The following is a 16,171-nucleotide window of genomic DNA, read 5'->3' as shown; positions in this document are numbered from 1 at the left end:
AAATTGAGAGGGGTACTTAAATGAGTCAAGAAAAGCAAGTCTTCTCGATAGATTTAGCTGGTCGCCAGCTAACAGTTGAAACTGGTCAGCTTGCCAAACAAGCGAACGGAGCAGTATTAGTAAGATATGGCGATACAGCGGTTCTATCTACAGCAACTGCATCAAAAGAAGCTAAAAATGTAGATTTTTTCCCACTTACAGTAAACTATGAAGAGCGTTTATATGCAGTCGGAAAAATTCCTGGCGGTTTTATTAAGCGTGAAGGTCGTCCAAGTGAAAAAGCAATTTTGGCAAGTCGTTTAATCGACCGTCCAATTCGTCCACTATTCGCAGATGGTTTCCGTAACGAAGTACAAGTTGTCAGCATTGTAATGAGTGTTGATCAAGATTGTTCTTCTGAAATGGCAGCTATGCTTGGTTCTTCATTAGCGTTATCGATTTCAGATATTCCATTTGAAGGTCCAATCGCTGGTGCGACAGTTGGTCGTATTAATGGCGAATTCGTTATTAATCCAACAGTAGAACAGCAAGAACAAAGTGATATCCACTTAGTTGTAGCTGGTACGAAAGATGCGATTAACATGGTTGAAGCAGGAGCAGATCAAGTACCTGAAGAAACAATGTTAGAAGCAATTATGTTTGGTCATGACGAAATTAAACGTTTAATTGCATTCCAAGAAGAGATTGTACAAGCTGTAGGTAAAGAGAAATCAGAAGTGAAACTTTATGAAGTTGACGCTGATCTTAATCAAGCTGTACGTGAAATGGCTGAGAAGGATATGCATTCTGCAATTCAAGTACATGAGAAACATGCACGTGAAGATGCAATTAACGAAGTGAAAAAGCGTGTAATTGAGCATTACGAAGCTGAGGAAGCTGACGCTGATACATTAGGACAAGTAAATGAGATTTTATATAAAATTGTAAAAGAAGAAGTACGTCGTCTTATTACAGTTGAAAAAATTCGCCCAGATGGCCGTAAAGGTGACGAAATCCGTCCTTTAGCATCAGAGGTCGGTATTTTATCTCGTACACACGGTTCTGGTTTATTCACACGTGGACAAACACAAGCATTAAGTATTTGTACATTAGGTGCATTAGGCGATGTGCAAATTTTAGATGGTCTTGGTGTAGAAGAATCAAAACGCTTTATGCACCATTACAATTTCCCATCATTTAGTGTTGGTGAAACAAGACCGATGCGTGGACCAGGTCGTCGTGAAATTGGTCACGGTGCACTAGGAGAGCGCGCACTTGAGCCTGTAATTCCATCTGAAAAAGATTTCCCATACACAGTACGCCTTGTATCTGAAGTATTAGAATCAAATGGTTCTACTTCACAAGCAAGTATTTGTGGTAGTACTTTAGCAATGATGGATGCGGGTGTTCCACTTAAAGCTCCAGTTGCAGGTATTGCAATGGGTCTGGTTAAATCTGGTGAGCATTACACAATTTTATCTGATATTCAAGGTATGGAAGATCATTTAGGTGATATGGACTTTAAAGTAGCAGGTACAGCACAAGGTGTAACTGCGCTGCAAATGGACATTAAAATCGATGGTTTATCACGTGAGATTTTAGAAGAGGCATTACAACAAGCGAAAATTGGTCGTGTGCACATTCTAAATCATATGTTATCTGTTATTGCAGAGCCACGTACTGAATTATCAGCTTACGCTCCAAAGATTATTACAATGACAATTAACCCAGATAAAATCCGTGACGTTATTGGACCAAGCGGTAAACAAATCAATAAAATTATTGAAGAAACTGGCGTTAAAATTGACATCGAGCAAGATGGTACAGTATTCATTTCATCAATAAATCAAGTAATGAACGACAAAGCTAAGAAGATTATCGAAGATATCGTTCGCGAAGTACAAGTAGGTGAGATCTACGAAGGAAAAGTGAAACGTGTTGAGAAATTTGGTGCTTTCGTTGAATTATTCAGCGGTAAAGATGGATTAGTTCATATTTCTGAACTTGCACTTGAGCGTGTAGGTAAAGTAGAAGACGTTGTGAAAATCGGTGATGTAATTACAGTTAAAGTTATCGAGATTGACAAGCAAGGTCGCGTAAATCTATCTAGAAAAGTATTGCTAAAAGAAGAGCAAGAAAAAGAAGCTGCTAAAGAAGAAAACAAACAAGAGCAGCAATAAGTAAAAGCCAGTTAAACTGGCTTTTTTTGTTATGTAAAAAACATGATGTTCATATATTTTTATGTCGGTATAGGTATAGTTTTCATTATAACGCTCAAATTAACAAAGATAAGAAGAAAATGTTTTTATATAGTTAATTTGGGAGGGTTTATATGAAAGTTCGTATATTGGCATACATATGTATATTTTCTTTATATGTCAGTTTAGGCTCTTATTCTGTTTTTGCACAAGATAACTTGCATGAAGAAATTCAAAAGCATGCAAAACAGTATGAGATTGCACCTCAAAATGCGATGATTGATAAAATATGGAAGGCAACACCTGGATATAATGGAAGACAAGTGGATATTGAAGCATCGTATAATAATATGAAGAAGCTAAAGGAATTTGATCAAAAATATCTTGAATTCAAAGAAGTCTCACCGAGTGTTCATTTGGAAGATTTATCACCAGCTCCAATTTATAGAGGGCATCCAAATAAAAAGATGGTAGGATTAACAATAAATGTGGCATGGGGAAATGAGTATTTGCCTCGCATATTAGAAATCTTGAAAAAGCATGATGTGAAGGCCACTTTCTTTTTAGAAGGACGTTGGGTGAAAGAAAATTTGCGGTTTGCAAAAATGATTGTCGATGCAAAACAAGAAGTTGGAAATCACTCATACACACACCCTAATATGAAAACGTTATCGTCAGATGAAATACGAGATCAGTTACAAAAAACAAATCGAATGATAGAAGTAGCAACGAATCAAAAAGTAAGATGGTTTGCCCCGCCGAGTGGAAGCTTTCGAGATGAAGTCGTAAAGATTGCAGATGATTTTCAAATGGGAACGATTATGTGGACTGTAGATACGATTGATTGGAAGCGACCTGAGCCGGATGTACTATTGCAGAGAGTAATGAGAAAAATACATCCAGGTGCCATCATATTAATGCATCCTACTTCGTCTACAGCAGAGGCTTTAGAAACAATGATTATAAAATTGAAGGAACAAGGATATAAAGTGGGGAATATAACTGAATTACTGGATGAAAAACGTGTGGATTAAATACATTTGCATGACATTCATCCTTAAACTTGTTATCATTAAATAATAGCGTTTTATTTAGAGAAACTGGCAGTAGGAGGAAAGTTTTTGATTAAAAAATATACTTGTAAAAATGGTGTAAGAATAGTTATGGAGAATATACCAACTGTAAGATCGGTTGCAATTGGTATTTGGATCCATGCGGGATCAAGAAATGAAAATGAAAAAAATAATGGGATTTCTCACTTTTTAGAGCATATGTTCTTTAAAGGGACAGAAACACGTAGTGCACGAGAGATTGCAGAATCATTTGATAGCATTGGTGGTCAAGTGAATGCATTTACTTCAAAAGAATATACTTGTTACTATGCAAAAGTATTAGATGAGCATGCTAAATATGCTTTAGATGTTTTAGCAGATATGTTCTTTAATTCAACATTTGATGAGGAAGAACTGAAAAAAGAGAAGAATGTCGTATGTGAAGAAATTAAAATGTACGAAGATGCGCCAGATGATATTGTGCATGATATGTTAACGAAAGCAACATATGAAACGCATCCACTTGGATATCCTATTTTAGGAACAGAAGAAACGCTTAATACGTTTACAGGTGATACGTTACGTCAATATATAAAAGATCATTACACACCTGAAAATGTAGTTGTATCAGTTGCAGGAAATATTGATGAAGCATTTTTACAAACAGTGGAGCAATATTTCGGTAGTTATGAAGGAACAACAAACCGTGAACAAGTACATAGCCCAATTTTCCATTTCAATAAGGTAGCCCGTAAAAAGGAAACGGAACAAGCTCATTTATGTCTAGGATATAAAGGCTTACAAATGGGACACGAAGATATTTATAACTTAATTGTATTAAATAATGTTTTAGGCGGTAGCATGAGTAGCCGTTTATTCCAAGAAGTACGTGAGCAACGTGGATTAGCTTACTCGGTATTTTCTTACCACTCTTCTTATGAAGATACAGGTATGTTAACACTTTACGGTGGAACAGGTAGCCAACAATTAGATACACTGTATGAAACAATGCAAGAAACATTAGAGACATTGAAAAATACAGGTATTACAGAAAAAGAGCTTATGAATAGTAAAGAGCAATTAAAAGGAAACTTAATGTTAAGTTTAGAAAGTACAAATAGCCGTATGAGCCGTAACGGTAAAAATGAATTGCTTCTTCGTAAACATCGTTCACTTGATGAGATTATTGAAAGTGTAAACACTGTAACAAAAGAAAATGTGGATGGATTAATTCGCAACATGTTTACTGATGAATTCTCTGCGGCACTTATTAGTCCAGATGGAAAACTTCCAAAAGGAATAAAACTATAATCGATTTTTATTATGTATCTGATAATAACCTTCTCTCTTTTTAAATGAGAGAAGGTTATTTTTTTTATACATATAGAATAGGTACTAATTATAGACAATGCAAATGAAAAATTCAGTAGGGGAGTGGAGTATGTATGCGATTAAGTGAATTAAGTGGTAAAGAGGTTGTAGATATAGAAAAAGCGGAAAAAATGGGAGTCTTAGGTTATATGGATTTAGAGATTAATGAGAAAGACGGACAAATACAAACACTTATAATACCTGTAGGGAAGTGGGGAGGTTTTAAAAAGGAACCACAAGAAGTAAGGGTGGCATGGAATCAAATAAAGAAAGTCGGACATGATATGCTTCTTTGTGATAGTATAGATCGTTCAAATTCGGAGTGAAGGATGGCCATTTTGGTCATCTTTTTTTGTATCTACATAGAAACCTGATAAATCATATGTGCATTTGGATTTTCAATCACCATAAACTCGTACATTACATATGATGTGGAGGAAAAAGAAAAAGTAGGCACTTTTCTTATAAATGACAGAAAAAGAAGGTGAATTAGGGAATGTTGACTGAGATGCATATTGCTGTCATAGGAGGAGATGCAAGGCAGCTAGAAGTAATTCGTAAGCTAGTTGAATTGGATGCGAAACTTTCTTTGATAGGGTTTGATCAGTTAGATCATGGTTTCACAGGGGCAGCAAAAGAAAGTATACAAAATTTAGATTTCACTTCTGTAGACGCAATCATTTTGCCGGTTGCAGGTACAAATGCTAAAGGAGAAGTAGATACTATTTTTTCAAATGAAAAAGTTTCAATAACGAAAGAACAAATTGAAAATACACCAGAACACTTTACTATATATTCGGGTATTGGTACACCTTACTTGGAAAATCTCGTATCTACTACGAACCGAAAACTTGTTAAATTATTTGATCGTGATGATGTGGCAATATACAATTCTATTCCAACTGTAGAAGGTACATTAATGATGGTAATTCAACATACCGACTATACAATTCATGGGTCCAATGTAATGGTTCTAGGATTTGGTAGAACAGGAATGAGTGTTGCGAGAGCATTTCAATCATTAGGAGCCCATGTCAAAGTTGGAGCAAGACGATCTGAACATATTGCACGTATTACAGAAATGATGTTTTCTCCTTTTCATATGCAAGACATAGAGAAAGAAGTAGGGAATATCGATATTGTAATCAATACAATTCCACACCTCGTTGTAACAGCGAATGTTATTGCAAAAATGCCAGCTCATACGTTAGTGATTGATTTAGCTTCTAAACCAGGTGGTACTGACTTTAGATATGCGGAAAAAAGAGGAGTCAAAGCGTTGCTAGCACCTGGATTACCAGGTATTGTTGCTCCCAAAACGGCTGGGCAAATTTTAGCAAATGTTCTTTCTCAGTTATTAGCAGCAGATGCAATTGCAAAGGAGGAGGAAAAGAAATGAGTTTGAAGGGGAAACGAATTGGTTTCGGATTTACGGGTTCACATTGTACGTATGAGGAAGTTATGCCGCACTTAGAAAAATTAATTGCTGAAGGGGCAGAAGTACGTCCCGTTGTTTCATACACTGTTCAATCAACAAATACTAGATTTGGAGAAGGAGCAGAGTGGATTAAGAAGATTGAAGAAATAACAGGTTTTAAAGCAATTAATTCAATTGTTGGAGCAGAGCCACTTGGACCTAAAATTCCATTAGACTGCATGGTAATCGCTCCTTTAACAGGAAATTCTATGAGTAAATTTGCAAATGCAATGACAGATTCTCCAGTACTAATGGCAGCAAAAGCGACGCTAAGAAATGGCAAGCCTGTCGTATTGGCAGTTTCGACGAATGATGCTTTAGGATTAAATGGGGTAAATCTAATTACACCAACAAGGTGACGACAAAGCATAAACGCTTATATGTCGCCATCTTGAGGGAGCTTAGGGTAAAGCACAAGTTCGAAATCATCGAGTCTTTGCCACTTTTCCTTTTTATAAACAGCCTTTTCTAAAACCGACTTTAGGAGGCTATTTTTCTTTTTGGGATCATCTGTTTTAAAGTACAGATCAAGAACATGCTCCACTTGAGGTATTGTATCTTTCTTGACTTTTTCCTTCTTAATTTCGGTTTTAATTTCTTTCTTTAAGTTTTCCATAGTGGAAGTAATTTCGGTTATACGGTCAGAAACTACATTCGAGCGTTCTAAAAACATATCGACGGTGTAAACACCACGTTCTAATAAATCATGTAAATTATTTTTTTGTTTTTGGACATCCACTAATTCTTTCTCAAGCTTTCGTAATGCAGCTTCATTCATTTGAATAACCTGTGTTTCTTTTAACCTGTCACCTTGCTTATGTTTTTCAAAATCAGCTTTATAATTGATATACCATTCTTTTAATGCCTCAAGTAAACGTTTCTCAATTAATTCTGTATAGCTTGATTTGTTTTCACAGCCACGGTGTTTACAATCCATCGTTTCTTTTCGGTTCTTCGGATAACGTTGGACCATACTGTAACCACATTTAGCGCATTTAACAATACCAGCCAATGGATTCTTTATTCCGTTCGTATTGTAGGGAATGTGATATCTTGAGTTTAATTTTTCTTGTACTTGCTCAAATAAGCTTGCGGGTATAATAGGCTCATGTTTGCCATCAGCTATAATCCAATCTGATTTATCTTGTCTTGCACAGCTACGTTTCACAGCATCAGGACGTTTTACTTCTTTTCGTTTTTGCCACGTTACTTTTCCAATGTACACATTGTTCTTTAATATATCTAAGATGCTGTAGGGGTTCCATTCATTACCTAGCTTACTTTTGTAGCCAAGATCATTTAACTTGCTCCTAATTGCATTTGCTCCCATATCCTCATGGGCATACCAATCAAATATCATTCTTACAACTGAAGCTTCTTCTGGATTAATTGTTAAAGTACGTTCTCGCTTATTTAAGCGGTGGATATCATAACCATAAGGCGCATGGGTACCGAGGTAATTACCAGCCTCCACGCTTGCTATACGGCCGCGTTGCATACGACGCGTAATAATCTTTAACTCCTTACGGGCCATAAATGCTTCAAATTCGCTATATTCTTCGTCCCACTCATCATTAAGGTCATAAGTCTTCCTAGGTGTCATAATCTTCGTATTCGAGCGTTTAAACGTCTCTAAAATGATTCCTTGCTCTTTCATACCACCACGACCTAAACGGTCCATATCCATACAAAGAACAACATCATATTTATTATCTTCAATCTCTTCAAGCAGCGCTAACATCTCAGGGCGTTTCACTAAGCTCTCACCAGAAACGATTTCCTCACGAACAGATAAAACATTTAAGTTCATTTCCTTGGCAATTTTCAGCAGGGTAGTTCGATGTTTTGCTAAAGTTTCGCCTTCGCCTCGGGCTTCAGCTTCAAGATCAGCGCGGGATTTTCTTAAGTAGATTGCAGTTTTCATAAGATTACCTCCTTAGCTTAGTAACTATTATATAAAAGGCGTTTATTTTCAAGAAGTATAAGTAATGAATAATAAAAGAAAACCCTATTTAAAGGATTTTCTTTTATATACTTAAAGCGTTTGTAGAAGTTTCTAACGAAAATTTAAATTTTCATAGTGTGTTTGAAATTAATGAAAAGTTTTTGATGTGTATTATTACTTTTAGTTATCGTCATCATCTTCTGATTTAATTTCTAAAAATTCGAGGTATACCTTGGCTGAATAATCGCATATATAAAATACATATTCCTTTGAACGGTATCTATCATATAGTAATGCTCTACTGTCATCTACCATATGAGAATGAATTAAGTCTAAATCTTTAATATATTCTTCAGAAACAATCCTTGATAAATATAGAATTTCCTTTTTTTCAGTCGTTTGATTCACAATATACATCAGGAAACCAGTTAGGGCGATAGGGATTACAATAATAAAAGCCCAAGCACTATAAGTACGAAGATATAGTACTGTTGAGGCAAAAACTGGACAGTAAAAAAATAAAGAGCTAATTATAGTTATAAAAGCTAGGATCATAATTAGTTTTTTATGAGAGTTCCATTTTTTTGTTACAAACAAAGTAAGCGATAAGAAGATGGAACATATCAACAAACTACACGTAAGAAAGAGTAAGAAATTATTTTGATTTTCAAACTTTGTCATTAGACTAAGACCATCCATGAATAGAAAACTTGATGCAGGGATGATATAAAGCATTATTAAGAGCACTATATATATACCAATTGAATTACTTAAATTTAATTTAGCCTGGTTTAATTTTGTTAAAAATAAGCGATCCCTTTCTCTAAAATGTATGAGTTTGAGATACATAATTGGAATAGCTGAGAAAAGTGAAATAATAAACGGAACTAAAAACTTCCAAACGTCATTCATTTTTGAACAACTCCTTACAATTTTTTTAGTTGTTTAATTACCTGATTTGTTGCACCTTGCTACTTTATCGTAAAAATAAACTGCCTGTTTCTTTGCAATAGGATCGTCATCCATTTCTTCTAATTGAGATAACGCAGAACGTGCAGTATCGCAATCCATTTTTTCAATTTCTTGTCTCTCGAATCGTTCACGGCGAGAGGCTGCCGCCCTATCGAAAGCTTCCTCTTTCTCTTTTGAATCAGCGGCTTGAAGTTTTCTTATTTGCTCCTCCTTGAATCGCTCCAATTCGGGTCCTTCTATTTTTGGTGCTGATTGATTACTGGAATCATTTTCGTCGAGTTGTTTTTGTTTTTCTTGATTCTGTTGTTGTTCTGCTTTGGCTGCTTGTTCTTGCTTCGCTTTTTCTTCTGCTTGGCGTTGGGCTTCAGCTTCCTGACGTCGTTGTTCTTCTTCTTGCTTCATTTTTTCCTCTGCTTGGCGTTGGACTTCAGCTTCTTGACGTTGTTGTTCTTCTTGCTTTACTTTTTCTTCTACCTGACGTTGTTCTTCTACATTCTTTGTTTCTTCTTGTGCGTGTTGTTCGTCTTCTTTAACTGGATTGTTAGTATCACAACCAACTAGTCCAATAGATAAAAAGAGCGCTGTAAATGGTACTAGGTATTTTTTCATTATTAATCCTCCATAAGTTAATAGAATTACGCCTGCTTTCTTAATAAACGTAAGTTTTTAAACGAGCAAATCCTCCAGGAATCCCATGGACCTCCGCAATTTCTTGAATAGATAAACGAGTATCTTTATAAGCAGAAATCATTTCATCGGTAAGTAACAATTCTACAGCAAATGTATTTGCTTCGATTTCTAAGCGATCCACTGAAAAGAAGGTTTGGTTACGTAAGAAGGGGGTATTTGCTTTAGGATGAAGTACAGCATGACCTAATTCATGTGCACAAACAAATTGTTGAGTAGTTTCGTTAATTTGATTATTAATATGAATGAATTTAAAGCGTTTATAAGTGTTGTAAAAACCAAGAGTATTCCCAAGGTCTTCAAACAACACTATAATATCTTTTCGTTTAGCAATTTCAAAGGGGTTTGTTGTGCCATGTTTTTTTACGATTTTCATTACGTAGTCTTTAATTTTCATTTCTCGCTCCGTTCAATCTTTTTTATACTTGTTTGGAGTGAATTTTTGTTTTGCTAATTGTTTTGCCATACGCATAGAGTTTTCTAGAGAAATACGAATCATTTCTTTTGTGTGTTCGTCTATTGGTTCTCCGTCAAACATTAAAGCATCTTCGCTATTTTCTAAGTCTTTTAAAGTCTTTTCTAAGTCACGAGCGATATCACGAGTATCTTTTTTGTTTAAATCAGGAAGTGCATTAGACACTCTTGATTCATCTTCTCTTCCTAATAAATAATCTGTTGTTACTCCTAAAACATTCGCTAAATCTTTTAGCATTTCGTTTGAGGGAGTGCTATGACCATTCTCATAGTTACTAATGGTGCCTTTAGTGGTATTTACTTTATCGGCTAATCCTTGCTGAGTGAGCTTACGCGTTTTACGCATCTCTTTTAATCTTTGTCTCAACATTTTTAGCACCTCCCGTTAATAAAAAGTACAAAGATATTGTACCTTATAAAGATGGATTGTAAAACTTTGTACAAGATAATTGTACAAATGTATTGACGTACAAGAATCTTATACATATAATGAAAGTACAAAATACTTATACAAGGAGCGAGACAGTGAACAAAAATATCAAATTAATTAGAGCTAGGAAAAAAAGCAAGTTAACGCAACAAGATCTTGCAAAAAGAATGAAAGTTACAAAATCTACAATAAGTAATTGGGAAAATGGTTATAGTAATCCAAATCTTGAAAAGGCCATTAGGTTAGCCACTATTCTTGGTAGTGATGTAAAGGATTTAATTTGATGTACAAGAGTACAAGAATCTTATACTTAATGGATGGAAAGCGGGTGAGAAAATGCCATCAACTAACATGGCAGTACCAACAGACCCGTCGCATAAACATATAAAAAGCACTTCAAGAGGTGACACCATGAGCCAACAAGAAGAATATGCGGCGACTTATGAATTTGGAAAAACGAAAGTCCATGTTGTGGCTCCTGAGCCAAAATCACAAAAGGATATTGATAAAATCCGTCAAGCATATTACAAGGCTGGTTGGGCCATCATCAAAGAGATACAAGTAAAAGCAAACGTTGAGGAATAGTTCCTCTCTTTTTATACGAAAAGTAGACAAGTTACATATGTACTAAGTTCATTGTAACCATTTGAAAACTAAATATGGAGGCGAACAGATATGGGAACAAGCATATACTGCAATTCAGCAATAGGGGAATTATTACAGAATGCTAGAGAGTGTTGTGATAATGTTCAGCTGAAAACGAAGAAAGGGTTATCTAAGTACCTTGGTATTACACATGAACGATTAACCCGAATTGAATCTGGACTTTCTAAACCAGAATTTGAGCTTGCGATGGATTGGTGCCATGCAACAGGAGCAAAGTTGAATCAACAAGCAATCAAACATATTTATGGTGTTGGGTTGCCGCCTACAGATCCACGATTAACTCAAGATGTAAATTTACAACTGATGAACTACATTAAGCAAGCTGAAGAGGGGATTGCGGCAGCGAAAGAAATCATGAATCTACAAGTTACAACAAGGTCATGGAAGCATGATGAAAAAAAGAAACATGAATACGCAGTTCATGCAAAAGAAATCTTCGATACAATCCAAGCTACTCAATGTGTAGTACAAGCTCTTGAACAAGTTCATTTTGGCATTATGGAACAAATACAAAGAAGTTGGTTGCAAAAGGCTATGGCGGAGAACGTTATTATTCAATCGGTGGATAGCTTAATGAATTTAACAAAGGTGCTGTAAAGGGGGAAGGGAAATGACAGTAGATTATAAGAAACCGAGTCTAAGAGAATATAAGGAATTAATTCGCTATGATGCAAAACTAACTGGTGAAATTAAAATAGCAGAATTACTTAATGAGGATTCAAAAACAGTTGAATTAAAGCAAGAGAAGAAATTGTTGGGCATTCGAATCAAGATTATCGAAGCGTCATTCATTTTGAAACATAAATGGGCAAATAAAAAAGCTACCGCCTAGACAACAGTAGCTCTGAAAAATATCGTAAAGCAATTATAACATTATATAAATCATTTGGACAAGCCACTGTGCTTGTCGTTATGACCAGAAAGGGTTTGTTCCTCCCATACCTCTACAATGTTCCTTTCTGGTTGTAACGATGCGTACAGCATCAACTGAATTAGAAAGGAGAGGTAATTCATGAACAATAAAAACAATCGTCTTCATAATCTTGTTCTTCCTGGAGATTTTTCATTTGCGAATAAACTTCGTAACTGTATGAGTGAATGTATTTATAACATGTTTAATGCAGAGTCAACCGAAGAATCAAATCACTGGGAAGAAGAGCTGGAGCGATGTATAAGGGAATTTAAAATGCTTCGTGATACGAAAGAGGAACATGAGGCATCGATGAGTTATCGTGTAGTGATTAAAGATTTAAGAGCAAGAGGAGTTAACGCTTCGTTAGTAACACGTAGAAAATAAAAAGATCTATCACTTGGCAGAGTGATAGACAAACGGTCTTGCAAAAGATCTTGGGATTAATTATATCAAATTAGCATTCGGATAACAACGGAGTGTGCTACATGCTTTTAGACAAATCGTTACATAGAGTGTTGCTGAATCCTAAAGCGTTTCAACAAGCAACATCGGAGCAACACCTAATTTACTTAGTAAAACAATATCTCAAAATAGGATACAAGAATTATTGCTTATTACGTGTAGAGGACGGATTCGCGATATGTAAACGGGAGGATGAATTATATGGCAGTTTATAGACCAGTACATGTTTCATTTTGGCAGGATTCATTTGTTTTAGATCTTACACCGGAGGAGAAGTATTTCTACTTATATTTGATGACAAACAGTAAGACGTCTCAATCAGGAATCTATGAGCTTCCACTTCGTATCATTGAAACTGATACGGGATATAACCGCGAAACTGTTATGAAGCTATTAGAACGTTTTGCTGAGTATGGAAAAATTAATTACAACCAAAAAACAAAAGAGTTGTTCTTAATCAACTGGTTAAAATTCAATCCAATTAAAAATGTAAACATTGAAAAGTGTGTTTTAAAAGAGATTCAATCTGTGAAGGACCAGGATTTTTTAGTTGATTTCTATGAAACTTGCTTGCAATTAGAACGAGAACAAGATTTTAAAATCCCTCGTATTAAGGAGTATTTATCGGTCCGTTTGGAGGGGCTTATAAGGGGCTTCCAAGACCCTAGCAAGGAAGAAGAAAAAGAAAAAGAAGAAGAAAAAGAACAACAACAAGAAGAACGCGCAGGCGCGGAAGAAGTTGTTGAGGTTAATCCAATTTCTTTTTACGAGCAAAACTTCGGATTCATTACACCTTTTATTGCAGATGGTATTTATGCTTGGATAGATGATTTAAATGCAGAGCTAGTTATTAAGGCTATGGAGATTGCTTTAGAGAAGAATACGAGAAACATGTCTTACGTAAATACGATTTTAAGGGATTGGCATCTTAAAGGATTTAAAACAGTAACTGATGTTGAGGCAGCTGATAAAGTATTTCGTGCTCAGCGATTAACAAAATCTCAGCAACAGACACAAGCGCCTTATCAACAAAAAGGCTTATCGGAAACTACTAAAAACGTAATACAGCAGCAACAAGCATGGGAGCAGAACATTCCAACAGAAGAAGAACTTGCAGTACTTAATCAACAGAATGCGTGGTTGGCCAAATGAGTAATGATATGATTCGCAATGTTGAAGCTGAACAAAGTGTTTTAGGTAGCATAATCCAAGAAGGCGATTTAATTAAAGATTGTCAGCTAAAGGTAAAACAGTTTTCTTTACCAACACACCAAGTAATTTTCAAGGCAATGAGAGAATTAGAGGATGCTGAGGTTCCGATAGATCTTGTTGCTCTCATTGGAAAATTCGATGAAAGCTTTATGCATCAAATTGGCGGAATCGAATTCTTTGTAAACCTGACAGAAGTTGTTACGACTACTAAAAATTTCTCGTATCACGAAGGCTTAGTTATCGAAGCATGGAAAATGAGACATGCTCAAGAGGTTGCTGGTAATTTATATAACCGCCTTCAGCAAGATAGGGATATGAGTGCTATTAGTACATCAATTGATGAATTAAGCGCCATTGAAGAAACGGGTTACTCAGATGAATTTAACTTGAAAGATACGCTTGTTGATTTGTATAAGAACATGCAAATTGATGTAGGAGATTTAACCGGTATTCCAACTGGCTATGACGACTTGAATAGAATGACAGCGGGGTTACAAGAAGGTGATTTAATTATTGTCGGGGCCCGACCTTCAATGGGGAAAACAGCATTTGTATTAAACGTTGCTTTTCATGCAGCAAGTGCTCATACAGCAACAGGAATCTTCTCGCTCGAGATGGGGGAGGAACAGCTACTTAAACGTATGATTTCGAGTACTGGAAATATAGATGCTACGAAATTAAAGAATCCTAAGAAGCTATGTAATTTAAAGGATTGGGAAAAAATTAGTCAAGCGATGGGATTAATTAATGATTTGCCATTAGAAATTTACGATAAGGCAAATGTAACGATGCAAGAAATTTATGCAAAGGCTAGGAAATTAAAGCGTAAGTACCCTGATAAAAAGGTTTTAATTGCAATTGATTATTTGCAGCTTATTGTAGGGGATCCGAAGCATAGAGGGAACCGTATGCAAGAAATCGGTGAGATTAGTCGTAAGTTAAAACTGATGGCAAGAGAATTAAATGTATGTGTAGTCGCATTATCACAGTTAAGTCGTGCTGTTGAGAGTAGGCAAGATAAGAGACCATTGCTATCAGATTTACGTGAGAATGGTCAGATTGAGCAAGATGCGGATTTAATAGCATTCTTATACCGTGAGGATTACTATGACCGCGAGACAGAAAATAAAAACATAACGGAAATTATTTTAGCGAAACAGCGAAATGGTCCAGTTGGTGTGGTTGAACTAGCATTCATTAAAGAATTTAGTAAGTTTGTAAATTTAGAGAGAAAGTTCAATCATCAACAGGAGGCTTAATCATGTTGTTACGTCAGGAAGTAGAACGTAGAAAACTAATAATCATTCGTAAATTATTGGGGTTAGGATTAACTGAAATTAATGGACAAAGATTAGATCAACTAACGTTAACGCAGCTTGAAAGAATTTTAATTGCAAGCTTGCAGGTATTGGAGGGGAAAAACAATGCCAAAGCAATTAACAATTTTTGACGTGGAACCAGTTGTATCATTTAATCCTAAGAAAGCTCATATTCACCGTTTGAATTCAAAATTACGGTATGCAGATGTGATTGTACAAATACCACGTCAAGCCAAAGCGATTGATGAATTAAAACCAACGACAGCGCCTGATGAGCGTTACGAATTATTTGAGGATTATACAATTGGGATTTGGCGTTATAAGCGAGTGGAGGATAAAGAATTTGTGTGGGAAGAGGCAGAAAAAATGTGTAAGCAAGCAAGGGATGAAAAAAAGCCGATTCCAATACGGCTCCATCTATCACTGGAACAATCATTTGTTCCGGAAAACGTTGTGCTATATCTATAGACAAATAAAAAAAGCTGAGATCACTCTCAACTTACTTCGACAAAGTAATTATAACATATGGGAGTGATCTTGGTGGGGATTAGAAAAGAAAATCTTGTTGAAATGACAGCTGAAATAGATTTGAAAACAAACGGAATATATATTGTTAAAAATGGTCAGGTGCAACTAATAGAACCACCTCAAGGGGGATTTGGTGAACAATCATTTATATATCAAAGCGGAAAAGTAATTCGTATGGAAGAACGAAAAACACAGTTATTATAATCAAATTTGAATTTTGTACAAATATACAGAGAGTATTAAGGTTAGCTCTATAAATAGAACAAAAGTAGAAGGTAAAGTGCTGATATTAATTCGAGATGGAAATCAAGGGGGAATTTAAGCTTTGTGAAGCAGTTGAGCGTGGTTTAACTATAATTGAAATATTAAAAGGGGATGCTAAAAGAGTTAAATTTGAAGAGAGTAAATTAATTTATTTTTTTTATTAAAAAACAATACACTTGACAAATAACCTCTAAAAAGGCAATAATTTTACGTACAAACAAT

Annotated in this window: 21 protein-coding genes and 1 pseudogene; 17 read left to right on the top strand and 5 right to left on the bottom strand. The window is 35.5% G+C overall.

Annotation, left to right across the window (positions count from 1 at the left end; all coding sequences use genetic code 11):
* Positions 1 to 20: 20 nt before the first annotated feature.
* From pnp to dpaB, 6 genes and pseudogenes are all read left to right on the top strand, one after another.
* The gene (pnp, locus tag DN400_RS19960) at positions 21 to 2,159 is read left to right on the top strand and encodes a polyribonucleotide nucleotidyltransferase (protein WP_098255747.1); all 2,139 of its coding nucleotides are present in this window, start codon (positions 21 to 23) and stop codon (positions 2,157 to 2,159) included.
* Positions 2,160 to 2,311: 152 nt separating this feature from the next.
* Positions 2,312 to 3,211: a polysaccharide deacetylase family protein gene (locus DN400_RS19955; RefSeq protein ID WP_053563762.1), complete on the top strand. Its 900-nt coding sequence runs from the start codon at positions 2,312 to 2,314 to the stop codon at positions 3,209 to 3,211.
* Between the two features lie 87 nt (positions 3,212 to 3,298).
* Positions 3,299 to 4,540 carry a M16 family metallopeptidase gene (locus DN400_RS19950; RefSeq protein ID WP_000593001.1) on the top strand — a complete coding sequence of 414 codons (1,242 nt, stop codon included), beginning with the start codon at positions 3,299 to 3,301 and terminating at the stop codon, positions 4,538 to 4,540.
* A 134-nt stretch (positions 4,541 to 4,674) separates the two neighbouring features.
* The gene (locus tag DN400_RS19945; protein WP_001239757.1) at positions 4,675 to 4,926 is read left to right on the top strand and encodes a YlmC/YmxH family sporulation protein; all 252 of its coding nucleotides are present in this window, start codon (positions 4,675 to 4,677) and stop codon (positions 4,924 to 4,926) included.
* A gap of 170 nt (positions 4,927 to 5,096) precedes the next feature.
* On the top strand, positions 5,097 to 5,999 hold the full coding sequence (gene dpaA, locus DN400_RS19940; protein ID WP_000954735.1) for a dipicolinic acid synthetase subunit A: 903 nt from the start codon (positions 5,097 to 5,099) through the stop codon (positions 5,997 to 5,999).
* Positions 5,996 to 6,421 (top strand): annotated as a pseudogene (gene dpaB / locus DN400_RS19935) (dipicolinate synthase subunit B); the annotation flags it as partial. The gene dpaA and the pseudogene dpaB, both read left to right, overlap by 4 nt.
* 32 nt (positions 6,422 to 6,453) lie before the next feature.
* Here dpaB and DN400_RS19930 read toward each other — a convergent pair.
* The 5 genes from DN400_RS19930 to DN400_RS19910 form a co-directional block, all read right to left on the bottom strand.
* Entirely contained in the window at positions 6,454 to 8,001 is a 1,548-nt protein-coding gene (locus DN400_RS19930; protein WP_097862340.1) for a recombinase family protein, read from the bottom strand.
* 201 nt (positions 8,002 to 8,202) lie between these two features.
* Positions 8,203 to 8,934 (bottom strand): hypothetical protein, encoded by a 732-nt coding sequence (locus DN400_RS19925; protein ID WP_048558728.1) that lies wholly within the window; start codon positions 8,932 to 8,934, stop codon positions 8,203 to 8,205.
* Between the two features lie 33 nt (positions 8,935 to 8,967).
* Complete coding sequence (locus tag DN400_RS19920) at positions 8,968 to 9,603, bottom strand: hypothetical protein (RefSeq protein WP_048558727.1); 636 nt, start codon at positions 9,601 to 9,603, stop codon at positions 8,968 to 8,970.
* Between the two features lie 40 nt (positions 9,604 to 9,643).
* Complete coding sequence (locus DN400_RS19915; RefSeq protein ID WP_048558726.1) at positions 9,644 to 10,078, bottom strand: ImmA/IrrE family metallo-endopeptidase; 435 nt, start codon at positions 10,076 to 10,078, stop codon at positions 9,644 to 9,646.
* Between the two features lie 12 nt (positions 10,079 to 10,090).
* Positions 10,091 to 10,525, bottom strand: coding sequence for a helix-turn-helix domain-containing protein (locus DN400_RS19910; protein WP_048558725.1), 435 nt, complete (start codon positions 10,523 to 10,525; stop codon positions 10,091 to 10,093).
* A 155-nt stretch (positions 10,526 to 10,680) separates the two neighbouring features.
* Between DN400_RS19910 and DN400_RS19905 the strand changes: the two genes are divergently transcribed.
* The 11 genes from DN400_RS19905 to DN400_RS19855 all read left to right on the top strand — a co-directional run bounded on the left by DN400_RS19905 (position 10,681) and on the right by DN400_RS19855 (position 15,889).
* Positions 10,681 to 10,869, top strand: a complete 189-nt coding sequence (locus DN400_RS19905) for a helix-turn-helix transcriptional regulator (protein ID WP_033693366.1) — start codon at positions 10,681 to 10,683, stop codon at positions 10,867 to 10,869.
* Between the two features lie 52 nt (positions 10,870 to 10,921).
* Positions 10,922 to 11,170, top strand: a complete 249-nt coding sequence (locus DN400_RS19900; protein WP_044795344.1) for a hypothetical protein — start codon at positions 10,922 to 10,924, stop codon at positions 11,168 to 11,170.
* 90 nt (positions 11,171 to 11,260) lie between these two features.
* The gene (locus tag DN400_RS19895; RefSeq protein WP_000537277.1) at positions 11,261 to 11,848 is read left to right on the top strand and encodes a hypothetical protein; all 588 of its coding nucleotides are present in this window, start codon (positions 11,261 to 11,263) and stop codon (positions 11,846 to 11,848) included.
* A gap of 13 nt (positions 11,849 to 11,861) precedes the next feature.
* Complete coding sequence (locus DN400_RS19890) at positions 11,862 to 12,083, top strand: hypothetical protein (RefSeq protein ID WP_000215316.1); 222 nt, start codon at positions 11,862 to 11,864, stop codon at positions 12,081 to 12,083.
* A gap of 180 nt (positions 12,084 to 12,263) precedes the next feature.
* Positions 12,264 to 12,548 (top strand): hypothetical protein, encoded by a 285-nt coding sequence (locus tag DN400_RS19885; protein ID WP_147801895.1) that lies wholly within the window; start codon positions 12,264 to 12,266, stop codon positions 12,546 to 12,548.
* A gap of 101 nt (positions 12,549 to 12,649) precedes the next feature.
* Positions 12,650 to 12,841, top strand: a complete 192-nt coding sequence (locus tag DN400_RS29960; protein WP_147801894.1) for a hypothetical protein — start codon at positions 12,650 to 12,652, stop codon at positions 12,839 to 12,841.
* Positions 12,828 to 13,778 (top strand): DnaD domain-containing protein, encoded by a 951-nt coding sequence (locus tag DN400_RS19875; protein WP_147801893.1) that lies wholly within the window; start codon positions 12,828 to 12,830, stop codon positions 13,776 to 13,778. The genes DN400_RS29960 and DN400_RS19875 overlap by 14 nt, the downstream gene beginning before the upstream one ends.
* Positions 13,775 to 15,097, top strand: coding sequence for a replicative DNA helicase (gene dnaB / locus DN400_RS19870; protein WP_074554567.1), 1,323 nt, complete (start codon positions 13,775 to 13,777; stop codon positions 15,095 to 15,097). The genes DN400_RS19875 and dnaB overlap by 4 nt, the downstream gene beginning before the upstream one ends.
* Before the next feature lie 2 nt (positions 15,098 to 15,099).
* Positions 15,100 to 15,288 (top strand): hypothetical protein, encoded by a 189-nt coding sequence (locus tag DN400_RS19865; RefSeq protein WP_147801892.1) that lies wholly within the window; start codon positions 15,100 to 15,102, stop codon positions 15,286 to 15,288.
* Positions 15,263 to 15,625 carry a cell division protein SepF gene (locus DN400_RS19860; protein WP_147801891.1) on the top strand — a complete coding sequence of 121 codons (363 nt, stop codon included), beginning with the start codon at positions 15,263 to 15,265 and terminating at the stop codon, positions 15,623 to 15,625. The genes DN400_RS19865 and DN400_RS19860 overlap by 26 nt, the downstream gene beginning before the upstream one ends.
* 72 nt (positions 15,626 to 15,697) lie before the next feature.
* Positions 15,698 to 15,889 (top strand): DUF3954 domain-containing protein, encoded by a 192-nt coding sequence (locus tag DN400_RS19855; RefSeq protein WP_000512857.1) that lies wholly within the window; start codon positions 15,698 to 15,700, stop codon positions 15,887 to 15,889.
* Positions 15,890 to 16,171 lie beyond the last annotated feature (282 nt).

The sequence above is a fragment of the Bacillus sp. AR8-1 genome, from assembly GCF_008042345.1.
GTDB classification, from domain to species: domain Bacteria; phylum Bacillota; class Bacilli; order Bacillales; family Bacillaceae_G; genus Bacillus_A; species Bacillus_A cereus.
Note: the sequence above shows the minus strand (reverse complement) of the source record. Positions and strands in the feature narration are given on the sequence as shown.

Excerpts from the sequence above, each read along its gene's own strand:
- pnp (WP_098255747.1), top strand. The coding sequence starts at position 21 with ATGAGTCAAGAAAAGCAAGTCTTCTCGATAGATTTAGCTGGTCGCCAG.
- DN400_RS19955 (WP_053563762.1), top strand. The coding sequence starts at position 2,312 with ATGAAAGTTCGTATATTGGCATACATATGTATATTTTCTTTATATGTC.
- DN400_RS19945 (WP_001239757.1), top strand. The coding sequence starts at position 4,675 with ATGCGATTAAGTGAATTAAGTGGTAAAGAGGTTGTAGATATAGAAAAA.
- dpaA (WP_000954735.1), top strand. The coding sequence starts at position 5,097 with ATGTTGACTGAGATGCATATTGCTGTCATAGGAGGAGATGCAAGGCAG.
- DN400_RS19930 (WP_097862340.1), bottom strand. The coding sequence starts at position 8,001 with ATGAAAACTGCAATCTACTTAAGAAAATCCCGCGCTGATCTTGAAGCT.
- DN400_RS19925 (WP_048558728.1), bottom strand. The coding sequence starts at position 8,934 with ATGAATGACGTTTGGAAGTTTTTAGTTCCGTTTATTATTTCACTTTTC.
- DN400_RS19920 (WP_048558727.1), bottom strand. The coding sequence starts at position 9,603 with ATGAAAAAATACCTAGTACCATTTACAGCGCTCTTTTTATCTATTGGA.
- DN400_RS19915 (WP_048558726.1), bottom strand. The coding sequence starts at position 10,078 with ATGAAAATTAAAGACTACGTAATGAAAATCGTAAAAAAACATGGCACA.
- DN400_RS19910 (WP_048558725.1), bottom strand. The coding sequence starts at position 10,525 with ATGTTGAGACAAAGATTAAAAGAGATGCGTAAAACGCGTAAGCTCACT.
- DN400_RS19900 (WP_044795344.1), top strand. The coding sequence starts at position 10,922 with ATGCCATCAACTAACATGGCAGTACCAACAGACCCGTCGCATAAACAT.
- DN400_RS19895 (WP_000537277.1), top strand. The coding sequence starts at position 11,261 with ATGGGAACAAGCATATACTGCAATTCAGCAATAGGGGAATTATTACAG.
- DN400_RS19890 (WP_000215316.1), top strand. The coding sequence starts at position 11,862 with ATGACAGTAGATTATAAGAAACCGAGTCTAAGAGAATATAAGGAATTA.
- DN400_RS19885 (WP_147801895.1), top strand. The coding sequence starts at position 12,264 with ATGAACAATAAAAACAATCGTCTTCATAATCTTGTTCTTCCTGGAGAT.
- DN400_RS29960 (WP_147801894.1), top strand. The coding sequence starts at position 12,650 with ATGCTTTTAGACAAATCGTTACATAGAGTGTTGCTGAATCCTAAAGCG.
- DN400_RS19875 (WP_147801893.1), top strand. The coding sequence starts at position 12,828 with ATGGCAGTTTATAGACCAGTACATGTTTCATTTTGGCAGGATTCATTT.
- dnaB (WP_074554567.1), top strand. The coding sequence starts at position 13,775 with ATGAGTAATGATATGATTCGCAATGTTGAAGCTGAACAAAGTGTTTTA.
- DN400_RS19865 (WP_147801892.1), top strand. The coding sequence starts at position 15,100 with ATGTTGTTACGTCAGGAAGTAGAACGTAGAAAACTAATAATCATTCGT.
- DN400_RS19860 (WP_147801891.1), top strand. The coding sequence starts at position 15,263 with ATGCCAAAGCAATTAACAATTTTTGACGTGGAACCAGTTGTATCATTT.